Annotated in this window: 19 protein-coding genes; 2 read left to right on the top strand and 17 right to left on the bottom strand. The window is 44.2% G+C overall.

Features of this window, described 5'->3' with window-relative positions; translation table 11 throughout:
• Positions 1-11 precede the first annotated feature (11 nt).
• The 6 genes from BUB11_RS01415 to BUB11_RS01390 all read right to left on the bottom strand — a co-directional run bounded on the left by BUB11_RS01415 (position 12) and on the right by BUB11_RS01390 (position 6059).
• A complete protein-coding gene (locus BUB11_RS01415; protein WP_242947414.1) occupies positions 12-1280 on the bottom strand; it encodes a phage portal protein in 1269 nt (422 codons plus the stop codon).
• Positions 1281-1295: 15 nt separating this feature from the next.
• Positions 1296-2987, bottom strand: coding sequence for a terminase large subunit (locus BUB11_RS01410; protein WP_073027267.1), 1692 nt, complete (start codon positions 2985-2987; stop codon positions 1296-1298).
• Positions 2987-3484, bottom strand: coding sequence for a phage terminase small subunit P27 family (locus tag BUB11_RS01405; protein ID WP_073027265.1), 498 nt, complete (start codon positions 3482-3484; stop codon positions 2987-2989). Before BUB11_RS01405 ends, BUB11_RS01410 begins: the two co-directional genes overlap by 1 nt.
• Positions 3485-3581: 97 nt before the next feature.
• Positions 3582-4382, bottom strand: a complete 801-nt coding sequence (locus BUB11_RS01400) for an HNH endonuclease (RefSeq protein WP_073027263.1) — start codon at positions 4380-4382, stop codon at positions 3582-3584.
• A 73-nt stretch (positions 4383-4455) separates the two neighbouring features.
• Complete coding sequence (locus BUB11_RS29010; RefSeq protein WP_073027261.1) at positions 4456-4803, bottom strand: HNH endonuclease; 348 nt, start codon at positions 4801-4803, stop codon at positions 4456-4458.
• 2 nt (positions 4804-4805) lie between these two features.
• On the bottom strand, positions 4806-6059 hold the full coding sequence (locus BUB11_RS01390; protein ID WP_073027259.1) for a site-specific DNA-methyltransferase: 1254 nt from the start codon (positions 6057-6059) through the stop codon (positions 4806-4808).
• A gap of 245 nt (positions 6060-6304) precedes the next feature.
• Here BUB11_RS01390 and BUB11_RS01385 point away from each other — a divergent pair, with 245 nt between their 5' ends.
• On the top strand, positions 6305-6499 hold the full coding sequence (locus BUB11_RS01385; protein ID WP_143159014.1) for a hypothetical protein: 195 nt from the start codon (positions 6305-6307) through the stop codon (positions 6497-6499).
• A gap of 31 nt (positions 6500-6530) precedes the next feature.
• Here the strand turns inward: BUB11_RS01385 and BUB11_RS01380 are convergent, their stop codons facing one another.
• The 7 genes from BUB11_RS01380 to BUB11_RS01355 form a co-directional block, all read right to left on the bottom strand.
• Positions 6531-6713, bottom strand: a complete 183-nt coding sequence (locus BUB11_RS01380; RefSeq protein WP_073027257.1) for a hypothetical protein — start codon at positions 6711-6713, stop codon at positions 6531-6533.
• A gap of 212 nt (positions 6714-6925) precedes the next feature.
• Positions 6926-7414, bottom strand: coding sequence for a hypothetical protein (locus tag BUB11_RS01375; protein ID WP_073027255.1), 489 nt, complete (start codon positions 7412-7414; stop codon positions 6926-6928).
• A gap of 111 nt (positions 7415-7525) precedes the next feature.
• Positions 7526-8095 (bottom strand): PDDEXK family nuclease, encoded by a 570-nt coding sequence (locus BUB11_RS01370; protein WP_052693031.1) that lies wholly within the window; start codon positions 8093-8095, stop codon positions 7526-7528.
• Between the two features lie 278 nt (positions 8096-8373).
• Entirely contained in the window at positions 8374-9729 is a 1356-nt protein-coding gene (locus BUB11_RS28115) for a virulence-associated E family protein (RefSeq protein WP_242947413.1), read from the bottom strand.
• 1029 nt (positions 9730-10758) lie between these two features.
• Positions 10759-11097, bottom strand: a complete 339-nt coding sequence (locus BUB11_RS01360) for a hypothetical protein (RefSeq protein ID WP_045573630.1) — start codon at positions 11095-11097, stop codon at positions 10759-10761.
• 177 nt (positions 11098-11274) lie between these two features.
• A complete protein-coding gene (locus tag BUB11_RS26765; RefSeq protein ID WP_156146254.1) occupies positions 11275-11433 on the bottom strand; it encodes an ORF6N domain-containing protein in 159 nt (52 codons plus the stop codon).
• Positions 11434-11535: 102 nt separating this feature from the next.
• On the bottom strand, positions 11536-11751 hold the full coding sequence (locus BUB11_RS01355; protein WP_052693032.1) for a helix-turn-helix transcriptional regulator: 216 nt from the start codon (positions 11749-11751) through the stop codon (positions 11536-11538).
• Positions 11752-11930: 179 nt separating this feature from the next.
• Here BUB11_RS01355 and BUB11_RS01350 point away from each other — a divergent pair, with 179 nt between their 5' ends.
• Positions 11931-12542: an XRE family transcriptional regulator gene (locus BUB11_RS01350; protein WP_052693033.1), complete on the top strand. Its 612-nt coding sequence runs from the start codon at positions 11931-11933 to the stop codon at positions 12540-12542.
• 286 nt (positions 12543-12828) lie between these two features.
• Here the strand turns inward: BUB11_RS01350 and BUB11_RS01345 are convergent, their stop codons facing one another.
• From BUB11_RS01345 to BUB11_RS01335, 4 genes are read right to left on the bottom strand one after another with little or no spacing between them, the layout of a single operon-like run.
• A complete protein-coding gene (locus BUB11_RS01345) occupies positions 12829-13152 on the bottom strand; it encodes a DUF5658 family protein (RefSeq protein WP_052693034.1) in 324 nt (107 codons plus the stop codon).
• A 4-nt stretch (positions 13153-13156) separates the two neighbouring features.
• Positions 13157-13294 carry a hypothetical protein gene (locus BUB11_RS27715; RefSeq protein WP_197079332.1) on the bottom strand — a complete coding sequence of 46 codons (138 nt, stop codon included), beginning with the start codon at positions 13292-13294 and terminating at the stop codon, positions 13157-13159.
• Positions 13295-13327: 33 nt separating this feature from the next.
• Entirely contained in the window at positions 13328-13546 is a 219-nt protein-coding gene (locus tag BUB11_RS01340) for a hypothetical protein (protein WP_045573632.1), read from the bottom strand.
• Positions 13547-13588: 42 nt separating this feature from the next.
• Positions 13589-14173: a hypothetical protein gene (locus BUB11_RS01335; RefSeq protein ID WP_143159011.1), complete on the bottom strand. Its 585-nt coding sequence runs from the start codon at positions 14171-14173 to the stop codon at positions 13589-13591.
• Positions 14174-14341 lie beyond the last annotated feature (168 nt).

The raw sequence follows: 14341 nt of genomic DNA, 5'->3' as shown, positions 1-14341 counted from the left end.
AATTCCATATTTTAGGATTCGTTATAATTGGTAATAATTTTATAGATCGAATCAACTATGGCTTTGGTTTGGTCGGCCACTTGGATTTTACCTGCCTCACCCATATTTAGGGGTTGAGTGTAAATGTCACCATTCGGTATAGCCGACATATTTTCAAGTTTGCGAATGTCGTTAACACTGAGCCAACCCCACTGCCTGCCTTGCGCATAAGCAGTTGCCCTGCTCACCGCATCGCCTCGAAGTAAGGCGTCGATTTTGAACTCTATATAGTACCCTGCAGCTCTTTGCTTATCAGTAAGGAGCTGCATATTTATGTTCTCTTCCCACCGTTTGAAGATCGGGAGCATAGTGTACATGACGAATTCGAGACTTTGATGTTCGATGTTATTATTGGTCGAGTGCCCAAGAAGTTGAATTAAGTGCTGTGGGACCCGGTAGATGCGGCAGATATCCTCGGCTTGAAACGACTTACTCTCTAACAATTGGGCATCGACCGGGTTGATCGTGTGGGGGGTGAATTTCATCCCACCCTCAAGAAGCATCGGGGTTCCCGTGCGCTTTAACCCTGAATAATTGTGCTTAAGCTCAATCTTGAGTCGGTTGAACGCTTCCTCTCCAAGTTCGCCTGGGATATCAAAGGAACCGGATGGGTTTGCGCCATTTCTATAAAAATTGACACCAAATTGCTCGTACGACATACCTAGACGGATCGCTGAAGACGCATATGAAATCGGTGAAAGGCCAACGATTCCATCAAGGCTCAGGTTTGGAACATGGAATATTTGATCCCTTGTCAGCTCCTTTTTGGAAATGCCATCCCGGATAGTGTAAATGAGTTTTTTGTTACTAGGGTTCCTCGAAATATCCACAAAGGCATGTTGGTAAGGATACAACCCTACGAGTTGCCCTTTTCCGTTAACGAGCCTCTCGCAGACTGAATTACCTCCTAGGTTCAGTGAGGTCATACACGCCTCTTTGAAATTGAACGGTGACATCTCTTCGTTCGGTTTATAGTGAAGGATGTCATATATGGCGAGGTCGTTGACGGCTTCGCGCTCACCCTTTTGATCCTTTCGGTAAAGCATAGCGGGCATACAGGCGAATGTCTCTGCGAGTACCTTGTTGCAAGCAAAAACCGCCGTGTATTTTAAGGCTGTGGATGGGTCCATCAAAGCATCTCCGTAGGATGGGTTGTCTAGGTCATCTCCGGTTATAAATGCTCTTATATAATCGTCCATGTTGTTCTTGAATAATAGCTTAACTTTTTCGGTGAACTTCACCCTATCACCCCCTCCCTAGAGCAAACTTCTCATCCCGCGTTTTTGGTAGATCGATAGTTCTTCGATGACTGCCGCGCGACAGTGTGCGTTAATTATTGCGGCGATTGGGTCAATTCTGTGGGTGGATTTTGACTTATCCAACATAAACGTTTCATTAGGAGCCATCTTAGTGATTGCGTTTCCCACCGCCCATGCTAGGACTGGGTTGTTATTGTGGACTAGATTTCCCTTGTATACTTCTTCCCGGAAATTCTTAGTGGGTTCTCCAAGTGACGGCATTCCCTGTCGGATGTCAACGCATGTATAGCCTTGATTGGTCATTTCCGTACCGAACATGTTAGCGTTCCATTTATCGTAGCAAAGCTCTTTGGGTATAAAGCCATACTCTTTGGCGGTGGAGTTGATGTACTCCATCACAAAGGCGTAGTCCACAACTTCGCCAGGGGTTAGAGTGATCCAGCCTTGATCCACCCACAAATCGTAGGGGACTTTATCCGTCGCTATCTTTTCTCGAAGTTTTTCCTCCGGCATGAAGGAATGGCACAATACATAATATTTACCCTCGATTTTAAACTCATGGGCTACGCTGGTTAGGTCTAATGTAGCCGACAAGTCAACGCCAATAATACAGTTTTTACCCCGCAGAATCTCTATGTCAAAGGCTTGTCCACATCGGTTCCACTTGCTTAGGTCCATGTACCCAAACTCTCGCATTTGTACCCAGCGGTTGACGGTCTTTGTTAGAAAGTCTCGCATCTTTTCAGGTGCTTCCAACGCTAGATCAAGCCTTCGCCGAATCGACTCAACGCCCTCGGGGTAGCTGCATACAATTGGGTTGGCTTTTGCCCAGACCGCTTCGTCTTTTATATCGTCGTCAGCATCGATCTCATTAACCATGACAAAATAATTGTTGTTTACATAAGGGTTGTCCGGGTCCAGTATGTGCGAAATAAGCTTATATTCAACCGAGTAGCACGGATGGGCTAGGTCAAATCCGGCGGTGGTTATGATCATCAATAAGGGTTGAGGCCTTGCAACCATACCGCTGTCAATGATGTCATACATCTCACTGGTTTTATGTGCGTGATATTCGTCAATGACCCCGCATTGAGGGTTCAGGCCGTCTCCGGTTTTCTCATCCTCTTTGCTGAGTGCGTCCATGATGGACCCCGTCTTTAGGTGTTTGATCTGACCATAGGCTATTTTGAATTTTCCTTTCAAGTCGGGGCATCCCAGGAGCATGGCTTCGGTTTCTTCCCAGACAATCCGGGCTTGCTTTCGTTTGGTCGCTGTGCAATATACCTCGGAAGTTCCTTCCCCAAGGGCCATCAGCTCGTAGCTTCCCACGCAGGCTAAAGATTGTGATTTGGCGTTTTTACGGCCAACTTGCCAGTAAGCTTTACTGAATCGTCGGTAGCGGGTGTCTTTATGAATCCAGCCGTAGATGTTTCCAAACACAAACTTTTGAATGATGTGCGGTTCAATGTTTTGGCCTTTAAGGACCCCTTTGCGGTGCTTGAAGAGTCTCATCCAATCAAGGAATCGTTCAGCGTTTTCCTCGACAAAAACAAAAGGGAACCTTTCGGTCCCTTGGTTGGCTATATCGTTCAAGAATCTTTGACAGGCCCATTGATGCTTTTTGCAAGAGATTATTTCGCCGGATAGAACGGCCTCAGAATACTCGATGAGTTCTACCGTGAGTGACATTATACTGCACCAAATTTCCTCTCAAACTCCGTTGGTGGCTTGGCGATCTCTTTAGGAGCAGCCAATTTCAGTCTTGCCGCAGGCGTCAATCCAAACTCTGTGCAGTATCGTTTATAGACGTCACTGTATTTATTCGATAGCGCAACATATGGGTTGGGTACAATGTTTTTATTCCCGCCCTTGTTTGTGTACGTCACCAACATCCCATGTTTCTCAATTTCAAGATTCGCTTTTATATATTTAGAAAGCGCATCGCAGCAAATCGCAAGCGCACCCACGTCAACATTGGTTAATAGGTTAAGTGTTTGGAGTTCGGCGCTTAACAACGCCCAGTGTTTTTTTGCCTCTGCATCAAGCCAATCCGGACAATCGACTTTGTCCATGTTAGGGCGGTATTTATCTTCGAGTTTCTTTCGAGCTTCGATCTCTGCTTTAGTTAGGTGTTTCTTTCCATCCAATACAACCACATCGATCGGCTTTGGTGGCCTACCTGCCATTGATTTCCCTCCTTCCGTACCCCCTCGGGGTTTAATTAAGGGATATTTTTACAAGCTAAGGGGCACCTCGGTCCTGCTTTTTGATGTTGTAGAGAATTTATGCCCCCCTGGTAAGGTATGGATATTGGCCACTCTTCCTTGAGTTACAAATAAAATGAGCGAGCTGCACATTTTCTCTTTCGTGCGTCCCGCCCTTTACCAAGGGTATTATATGATCGAGTGTTGGACTCATTAGGTGTGGGTGTGGTAACATAGCGTCCACCTTCTCACCACAGATTTGGCAGCACCAATTGTCCCTCTCGAATATTTCTATACTATTAAAACTCTCTATCTTGACCCCTCTCAACCTAGCCCTACGAGTTTGGTTATCCCGTTTGTGTCTGAGTCTTGCCGATGGGGTATGCCTTTGGTTTCTCTCAGAGCATTTATCAGAACAAAACACCCTTCGGCTTGCATACAAATTTGTGGTAAATGTATCCCCACACTCCTTGCAATTCTTAGTGATGAATTCATTAACCACATCAGCCGCTTTCTTTGATGTCCAATATTCCCTATGCTTACGTCGGACTAACTCTTTCTTACAGCCTTCGGAGCAATACCTTTTGTCTGGTCTGCCTTCAAATTCTTTACCACAAACTGCACACGTTACCTTCGGTCTGACTTTTGGTTTTGCTTTTTTATCGGCATAAGAACATTCTCTTGAACAATACGTCTTTCTATCTTTAGTCTTAGGGTGATATTCCTTGCCGCAATATTTACAAGTGTAAACGGTGTTAATCAGACCCTTTGGCTCTCTTACCCTATTTTTAGATCTCCACTTTTCCTTGCATGTGTTGGAACAGTACACCTGTGTTTTTCTTTTGGACTCAAACTCCCCTTCGCAATTTTTGCAGTTCATATACTGTACCCCCAAATTTAGGTATAAGAAAAAGCACAGTGGAGTTCTGTGCTTGTCGAGAGCTATATAAAATTTACTCTCCCTTTGCTGTTCGTTTGTTATGATGAAATTTGCATAAACCCATGAGGTTATTCTTAACCAGCCGTAGCTCCGGGTGCTCTCGTATCTTCTTGATGTGGTGAACTTCTTGTGTGGGGGTTAACTTTTCCTCAAGTAGACAGTCGTGGCACAAAGGATTCTCCCAAAGAAAGACCTTTCGCAGCTTTTCCCAGGCCTTATCGTAACCGCGCTGCCTAGCCGATCCACGCTGCCTGTCATACTCACTGACAGTGTGTTTGTGTTCATCGCAGTAACCGTTAGCGTCCCTTGTTAGTTGGAGGCAGCCAAGCTGCTTGCAGGGCCTAAGTGCTCTCGCTGGCATACTTACTCACCCACATCTTGGTAGGATATCGTCTTCCCATCCCTTAATAAAAAAACACCAGCATTGCTGCCAGCGCTTTCAATATATCGTTTTACTATAACGTCTACATATTTCTCGTCTAACTCCATCGAGTGACACACTCTTTCTGTCTGCTCAGCTGCGAGAATCGTTGTCCCGGAGCCACCAAACAAGTCGAGTACTAGATCGCCTTTATGACTTGAGTTAAGGATCGACTTTGCTACCAGTGCGATTGGTTTCATGGTTGGATGCTCCTCCGATCGCTTCGGCCTTGGGATGTCCCAGACGTCGGTCTGCTTTCTATCCACGAGAGGACAAAGCCTGGAGCTACCTTCCAGCCAGCCGTACCATATCGGTTCGTACTGCGTGTGATAGTCTTTCCGAGATAAGACTAAGGAATCCTTTTTCCAAATGACTGTACTCGACCAGTGATAGCCCTCGTCGGTCAGAACATTCATTAGGCTGCCCCATTCCTGCGCACTCATGACCACGTAGGTCATGCAGCCCGGTTCGCTTACAGCTTTCATGGCACTGAAGGTTTTCTCCATGAATTCCTTGAATTGATCGGTTGGCATACTATCATTTAGGATCGAGCGTGACTTCCAACTTGGGTGATTGGTACTCGAACCATAGTCAACATTCCAAGGCGGGTCCGTGAAAACGTGCCGAGCCTTTTTGCCGTTCATAAGAACTCCCACATCTTCATGTGACGTGCTATCCCCGCACATCAGTCGGTGCTTCCCGAGGAGCCAAACGTCGCCGCGTTTACTCATTGGTGTCTTAATATCCGCCAGTGCCTTATCCGCGTCGAAGTCGTCTTCTTCAACGTCTTCACTCGTAGGGTCAGAATCAACATTCAATTCACTTAGATCAAAACCCGTGAGAGAAACATCAAAGCCGCTGTCGCTGAGGTCTTTTAACAGGTCCTCTAAAAGTGGAGCGTCCCAATCGCCGGATACCTTATTGAGCGCTATATTTAGAGCCTTTTCTTTTTGCACATCCATATCCACCAAAACACAGTCAATTTCTGTCGCGCCCTGTTCAGTTAAAATTTTGTATCGTTGATGTCCACCTACGATGTTTCCGGTTCGCTTATTCCAAATAACTGGCTCAACGTACCCAAACTCTTCAATGCTCCGACGGAGTTTCTCATACTCTGCGTCACCAGGCTTAAGGTCTTTGCGGGGATTGTATTTTGCCGCCATTAATTGTTCTGCGGGTATTTTCTGTATGTCCATTTTTTCCTCCTTAACGTAAAAAAACGCTGATTGAATCGTGTAGAAATAGTAATACTAAAGCTGTAAAGTAAACCTTGTTTCAATACCCCCATGAGTTCTCTGTGAAAATCATTTAAAAATAACCACTCGGGCGGGAGGTTAAAACTGTGGAAAATATAAGATGTGACAATATTGTAGATGAATCCAATAGCCTACAGAACCCACAAGATTCGATTTCATTTACCGAACTTTTTACAACTGAATTTATGAAACTGTATACACAGTATGAATCCATCGAAGATCTACTATCATCCGGTGGATTTGAAGTTAATTCGGAAGAGGATTACGAGGCGATCTCAGATGAAGACATTGATGCTCATGTGTCGAAGACTACCAATTTCAGTTCTTGGAGAGAAATGCTTACCGAAGCCGTAGATGCCTATACTGATTTTGAACATTAAACACTACTGTTTGCTTAGTTATTAAATTTGTCTAAAGAGGCCCTTGAACGCCTTTGTTTTCACGCATCATACGGTCATATTTTTCAAACTCCATGGTTTCCTCATAGAGTATTATTTTCTCATCCTTGCACCGGGTTCCGTTCCAACGTATGCAGTTAACACAGCTCACGAGGAACCCCACTTCGGTTGCTTTAAAACGTCGGCATTTACTCATAATTGCCCTCCTAATAGCAAAAGGTCTCAGCCATCATCTCAAAAAAGGAACGCGACCCGAAGGCCGCGCTTTATAGAAAAAGAGAGAGGAGATCGGAAATACAAAAGGCCCTCGGACGTGTTGTCCAAGAGCCTCTATTAGTTATTTCCACATCTTAATTATAGCACAGTTGATTCTTCCATGTCGGTACGATTCGGTACGAAAGAGTACACTTACCCTGTCTGTTTACTGTTGGGTATATAATTCTGGTACATCTTACCTAACTCTACTATAGCCTTTTTATAGTGCCTTCTTACAGATGTCTTAGACATATAGTACTTGGCCCCAGTCTCAACGAAATTCATCCCGCTGATAACCAAGTCCGTTACTATATTAGATTGTTCCTTTTCTAATAAGGATATGCAAAGGTCTAGTATCTCGAGCTCATATTTTTGGCCCTTATAGCGCTCCACTAATTCCGCTAAATGTTCTTCATTGTTCTCCTCAGTAACACTTTTATACTTTAGAGCGATCTTCGACGTTTTATCCGACACCCCGCTGTTTGATACGCGCTCGCCTTGAGGACTTGTGAACGTCATTTCCTCGATAGTCCTCTCTGCACTTATCCTGTACATCTCATAGTTTTCAATTTTAAATTCCAAGAGGCCGAGACTACGCTTCAATTCATGGTAATTTATGAGCAGCTTATCTACATCAATCATTTGTCTCTTCCTCCTCAAGCAAATAGGCAAAGTTACACGAGTCATGACAGTCATCACATGTGGCGTACATTGCGATCCACCTGAGACTAGTCTGTGTCTAATTCTGATTCTCTACAATGTTTCTCCTAACTCAAATCTTGCGGATTTGGCGACATCTATAGCCATCCCGACGATTGGTAAAATAATGGGATCTGGCATATACCCTATGTCTAGTATGCTTTCCCAAAAATCAGCGTAGACAACACGATCCCGATCTACCCTCGAATCCTTATCTGTCATCAATTGCAGTCTACCTTTATCCACAGCGAATATATCAACCCTCTTGTTGTCATAACACCCAGCGCCACAGTCAGTGGAATCGCGTGCAAAAAGGCAAGCCTGATTCTCCCAAGGTATCCCAACAACTAGTAGCACTGCACAATTCATATCCTCGCTGAAATCACTAAGCATGCCGTGGTATCGATCATCGGGTTGCTCGCCCTTCACCTCAACCCATAGTTTATCGTCTGGCAGCCAAAAGTCTGGTAAGTATAGATCACCGGTACTTAATTCAAATCCCTCTTTCTCGTATTCCCACCGCACACCGAGTGCGTCGAAGAATACTGCCCACCGGGCTTCGAGTCTTGTACGGAATCGGTACCCCTTATATCTTGTCTCGATTGCTTTTGTATTCTTGTGCATACGCTCACCCTTTCAAATCCTTGTAACACATAATCTCTCACACACGTGTATGTGCATAATACGCGTTCTACATAGGGTTATATATATATACCACCCTGTATAATTACTTTTATCTTTAATAGATAATTTACTGATACATCTGATACAACAGGGTCCTATCCCTTGGTATAACTAGGTTTGGGGTGTATCAGATGCACTAATTTTATCTGATACTTTGTAGATACAACTGCTACATTTTTGTATCAGATGTATCAGATAAGTATCAGTAAACATCAAGGCTATCTGATACTTTTTTCGAAGATAGTTTGTAAGCCATAACCAGGTATGCGGGCCCTGTTCTTTCGTTCTTTCCACCCCTGTATTCGACGCAGAATATTGCATATTTCTCTAGCTTCCCAGGGACGCATTGACCCTGCTCTATTGTGTAGGCATTCCGCCCATACCTGGGATGCGCACACACGATTCCGGAGTGGCCCGCCTTCCACCACTTTACCCCACACATCTTCTATGGGTGTCTCGAGCCACTCTTGAATTAATCCGGTACGAGGGTCGTCCTCCATGTGCAGCCCTTGAATACGTGCGGCCTCTTTATCGACCTCCGGTGAGAGTGTAAGTTCTTCACCACTTCTGTACGCTTGCAGAGCCTCTGCCCATATCTGTCCGATCTCGTATTCAGAAAGATCGGTAAATATACTTCTTCTACGCTTCTCTGGGTCAATCACGACTGGCCAAAAGCGGCGGTTTCCCGTCGGGTCCTTTAGAAAATCCATGTTGTTCGTTGTTCCGAAGAATACACACTTCCGTGGAAAATCCGTGATGACCCGGTCATAAGCCACCCGATATTTATCGCTGCGCTTCGTTATGAATTGCTTTATTTCGTCTACTTCGGTTTTGGTCATGCCCGCCAGCTCACCAAACTCAAAAATCCATGCCGATTGAAGATGCTCACCCGCGTCTTTAGAGTCGAAGGTTTTAAGCGAATCGCTAAACCAGCGCCGCGCTAGCATTTGGACGATCGTACTCTTGCCGGCTCCCTGCGGGCCTACCAACACAAGCATATAATCAAATTTGCAGCCTGGCTCATAAAGCCTTTTGACCGCCGCGATAAACATTTTTCTCGTTACTTCTTTAACATAACCCGAATCGTCTGCCCCTAAATAATCTATAAACAACCGTTCCATTCTTGGTATATCGTCACACTGCTGCGCCTCTAGGTACTCAATTATAGGATGAAACCTATTAGTATGCGTAACTTCCGTGAAGGCGTTTTTTATAACACCCCCGGACTTGATTTCATAAGTTTTACCAAACCAGTGCTCCATTCGTCGGTCATCCGATCCCATCCAAGGCTCATAATCCTCCTGCGGTCTTTCCCTGTTCCGCCACGGTAAAACATCACGAATAACTTCTGTATTTCCGAAGGCATCGTAGGCCAGAACACTCTTAAACGGGCCATTGCTTAAAATGATCTCTGCATTATTTGCTGTGGACAAAGGAAGTCCCGTCTTGTGGTTCGTTTTTAGTCGTTCAATCCACGCATCGGCCTCTTCATCCTCGACCCTGTCGAAGTCCTCCGCCAGCTCGGCTAATCGGTCGCGCTTTACTTTGCCATCTTGTGCGGCGAGCGTAGCCATGGCTGTATGGCTGGGTAGTCTATCAATACGAGTTTTATCACTCGCACTGTCGTCCAGGCTGCCAAACTTATGCAATCGTACTAGGTCAAAGGCGTTAACCTCTCTGCCACTGCAGGGGTCGCTCTCGTGATGGGAGTAGGCAAAGGTATCGCCGTCATAGACGACCAGTCCTCCGTAACTACTCGCGCCGACATACGTGTACCTTGTCAAGCTGTCGTCTGTCGATTCGTATGAGTCCGCTAGGAAAATCTCTATGGCTTCGCTGATAGAGTAGCAGCGACAGAACGCACCCACTACTCCTTGTTTTGATTTAGGATCTTCCATCCCCGAGCCCGTTTTCCTTTGGACTTTATCATCCACATGGCGTGGCCATTGCAAAGGGTCCCGCCAATCGCCGTACTCTGACAGAATACTATTGACACTCAGTGGAGCCCCTTCGTAAACCTCCAGAATGGGTTCTGCGTCTTTGCTACAGCTTGGTAGGTACATGAGCCGATGAACCTGAAATGTGGTCTTATCGAAATATTCCATTCCAATCTGCTCTGCCAGTTTACGGCTTATTGCTGCGTATTCGTCGGGATTCATAGCGCGATTAACTGGAATGATTAAACGGTACTTCTGCTTCTCCGGCCTGTGGCTATGCGTAGAGTAGATCGCAAAGGCTGAGCCGCCAAGGACAAGATCTGCTGAAATCATAAAGTAATCGTCGGTAACGTGATCCACATCCAGCGTGATCAAGCTACGGGTGTCTACGTTCTCCTTTTTCCGGCGCCCTCCCCGGACAAGTCCGCCGACGAATGCTGGACCGTCTTTGACGTTGCTACGTGCGGTACTGTTCATCTTGTCATACTCGGCCATTGTCTCGGGCGTGTGTCTGACCTTTTTTAGACGGGTGACGAACTCACCCCACTCCAAGTATTCAACGTTCCAATTTAAGTCTGTACGGTACTTCCCAAAGCTAATGTCTAGTTCCATAAGTATTCACCTCTCGGGGGCCTACTCCTTATTAGGCCGAGTTCTTCTTTCAGCCTATCTTGAATCAAAGACCTCGCATAAAATGTACAAATGATAGGTGTTGAAATCACCTAACTCTGGATCAGTAACTTTACCCGTTGCTATTCCGTAATCTTGGCTAAGCCTCATAGCCTTTTGCTCTAGGCGATTAACCTGACTTATATCGACCTTGATACCACGGATGCTTGCGTAGCCAGCGATCGTGAAATAATCAATAGACCTTATTTCCATTTTGGCGGTTAACATCTTGGTGTCTTCCTCGTGCTGAGCCAGTTTGAGTTTAATATCTTTCATGGATTGCAAAGAGGTAATCATAATATCCTCGATAGAGGTTGGCTTTAACTGTTTGTCCATGTTAACGGAATCCTCCATTTTGTGATGCGTTGCGATTCGTTTAATTTGAAGTTGAAAACAAGCATTAAATAAACCACTTTGTCCCACGTCAGGGACTGTACTTTTGCCACACCCTTAATCTCATCCATCACTCGATAGTAATCGTCGACCAGCGTTTCATAGGCTTTCCAGGCTCTGTCAGTGTTGAGTGATTTCGCATGAAGCCACGCTCCCGTAATGGTCTTTGTTGCGGTTGAAGTTTTTACTGATAATCGCAGTATCTGTTGCATACGCATCGGTCAATTGGGCTGTAGCCAATATTCTATTTTGATACTCGACAGGAATTAGATTACTCATCGTTACCCTCCAATTCATACTTCTTGTGGTATAATCTAAATAGTCATATTTTGTATTTGACCTGCTTGGTGTTGGAGCACCTGCGGGTCTTTTTGTTATTGATCAGGCACTTGTGTTCCCACCTACCTTACGTTCTGCTGGAAACACATCATTCAAAGTTACCCCTAGTGCCCTTGCGATCTTTTGCCCAGTCGGAATAGTCGGATAGCTGTTTTCATTAATGATTTCGTATACAAAAGACTTTGACAACTTCGTCTTTCTAACAATTTCACTAATTTTCATATTCTTTACATCCGCTATTTCCCTAATCTTGTTCATATTTCTCACCCCCATTAGAATTGTATCATTATATCTAACACTCATCAATAGTTGTAACGTTTTGTCGAACTGGTAAATTGATACACCTTGCCCTGTTTTTTCTGTTTACTTTATCGGACATAGTGATATACTAAGTATATCGTACGATATATCGAATCTTTGAATTGGAGGCGTTCTTAATGTTATTAAGACATAATATTAAAAAATTCCGCTTGGGAAAAAAGCTTTCGTTGAGAGCTTTATCTGAGAAATCAGGCATATCAAAAACGACTATAAGTGAAATGGAAAATGGAATTGTAACAAACCCAACTCTTGATACAATGGAAAAGCTATCAGAAGCGTTGGACGTTTCATTTGATTGTCTAACAGGTGAAGCACTCTTCACCATTATCGAGAATAGACTTGAAAAATTAGGGATAACTCTGCCAGAACTATCAAAAAGAGCAGATGTCTCTTTGGATTTTCTCAACAATCTTGAGCGCCTCGATCCGGATGAAGGAGACTATAATACTATGAATCAAATAGCTAAGGTTCTCAATCTGCGGCCCGGAATACTTCATGCGGCACTCGCACGTCAAGAACCACCAGCCTATGATAGTCCAATCATAGGCCACAGTCCGGAGGAAGATTTCACTGTGATAGACGACGAGGCTCCTACCGAATCTAGTTACACTCTTTCAACCCATAAATTAGATAGTTATTACGATGATTTATCCGATGATGAACAAGTAGCAGTTCGGGCTTTTATCGAGACCTACAGACAGATAAAGCGAACAAACCTGAAGGAGTAACTTTGCGTGAGGTAATAAAACACCACTGCCATCCCTTGTCGGAAATAATAGTCGTATTTAAAAATGGGCAGAAATTAGGCCCAGCAGAAATTTTATTTTGCTGGGCCTATCTTAGTAATTCTCTACGTTTCCCACTGTGGGATAGGGGAAATTCTACAAATACACCCAATCCACCAACATTCTTTCAAGGTCGCCGGGTGTGCCCCTTAGACGGGTTTATTGTTAGGGTTGGTAGTGGTGGAAAAACGAACAAATTGACAAGGCCACCTGGCTCAAACAGGCGGCCTTACTCATAAACCAATATCCAATAAGCATGAAACATCATCACAACCGAATAAACAATCAAAACAAGCCACAATGAGCAAGCAACAAACTTACGCGATCTATCCCGTATCTCCCAAAGCACAAAACCTAGCATAACTGGCAGCGATAACTTGACGGTCATAAATACAATGGGGTTTTCTTCAATTAGCCATCGCATCACAGGATTCACTTCTTCAATTACGCCTTGTCCTAGCCCCCAAAGTGTCAATGCACCATCGATAACACTGAGGGCAAATAACACGATAGAACTGACGATGATTGATCTGTCTCTTGACCAAAAGTTCAATTTACTACTCTCCATCTTCAGCCGTCGTTTCCTTATGTTTGATTTTTCGGGTGTAGTCTTTATTCGATTTATGGGGGCGTGTACCAGTATTGAAGAGAGTTCTTGTTCTTCCCTTACGGACTAGGGCTGGTTTATTTTTCATATTTTCGCTCTCCAATACCACAAACTTTCGAGCTTATTCAGTATCACTACTTTGAACAAACCGACAAAGGGTAGCATCCCACATCCACTCTGATTGATCTTCGGAATCGCTGCTCAGGAAATTAGTCAAAACGTCATGCTCTGATTCGATCAAAGCCGTCTCAAACCACTCTCCGAGCGATATATTTAGTGATTTGCAAACCGCTTCAAGTCGGGCTTTGACTTTTTCATCTGCTGGAAAGGCTATGTACATTTAAAGTCACCTCTTTATTCTTGACGTTGCTAGTGCTAAGAATTATCCCATAAATCCTTTGACACACGTAATAATTTCTTGCTGAGATAATACCTTATCAAACTTTTCACGATATAGGGCTTCTGTTTTCATGATATCAATTGATGCTTTGATGAACATTTTATAGTCCGCGTTTAACTCGAAGAGATAGTTCACAAAACCCCATTCAATGGATTCATTATAGTGGGCATCGTAAAGAACTCTCGATTCATCTGGGTTTACAAGGTCCAGTTTGATTACACCTATGCCGTATGCATTGACAAGTCGTCCTAGCTCATCAAGCAGTTCGATATCATTTTGATCTATTTCGGCACAAACTAAATATCCTTTGTTCGTCCAACGTGAGTTTGAGACCGCTTGGAAATAACTTTCCCTAAGGTTGGAGAATTCTATCTTTCGCTTTAGTTCAAATGAAAAAACGCCGATTGGTGTCTGGTTTATTTGTTTTGAAAAGGAAAGAACGCCTTTACTAAAATCTTTAATTGAGGAGACATCAAGCCCAACCATATCAGGATGAATCCATTCATTTTTACCTTTGGGACCACCCTTGGATATTTTGTCATTAATAGTTCTAGTCAATATGTTCATATAGTTATACACGAAGCAGGCTAGGATTTGATGCAGGTCCCGTTCTACCTTGAACGATCAAAAAGTATGTCGTACGAAGCTGATACTCCCTAAGAAGCGGCTTATTCTTTTAAAAATCGTTCTCCGGGTTTCCGTTTTTACAAGAGACTTCTCCGTCAGGAGAAGGCG

Source organism: Desulfosporosinus lacus DSM 15449 (assembly GCF_900129935.1).
Classification (GTDB): Bacteria; Bacillota; Desulfitobacteriia; order Desulfitobacteriales; family Desulfitobacteriaceae; genus Desulfosporosinus; species Desulfosporosinus lacus.
Note: the sequence above shows the minus strand (reverse complement) of the source record. Positions and strands in the feature narration are given on the sequence as shown.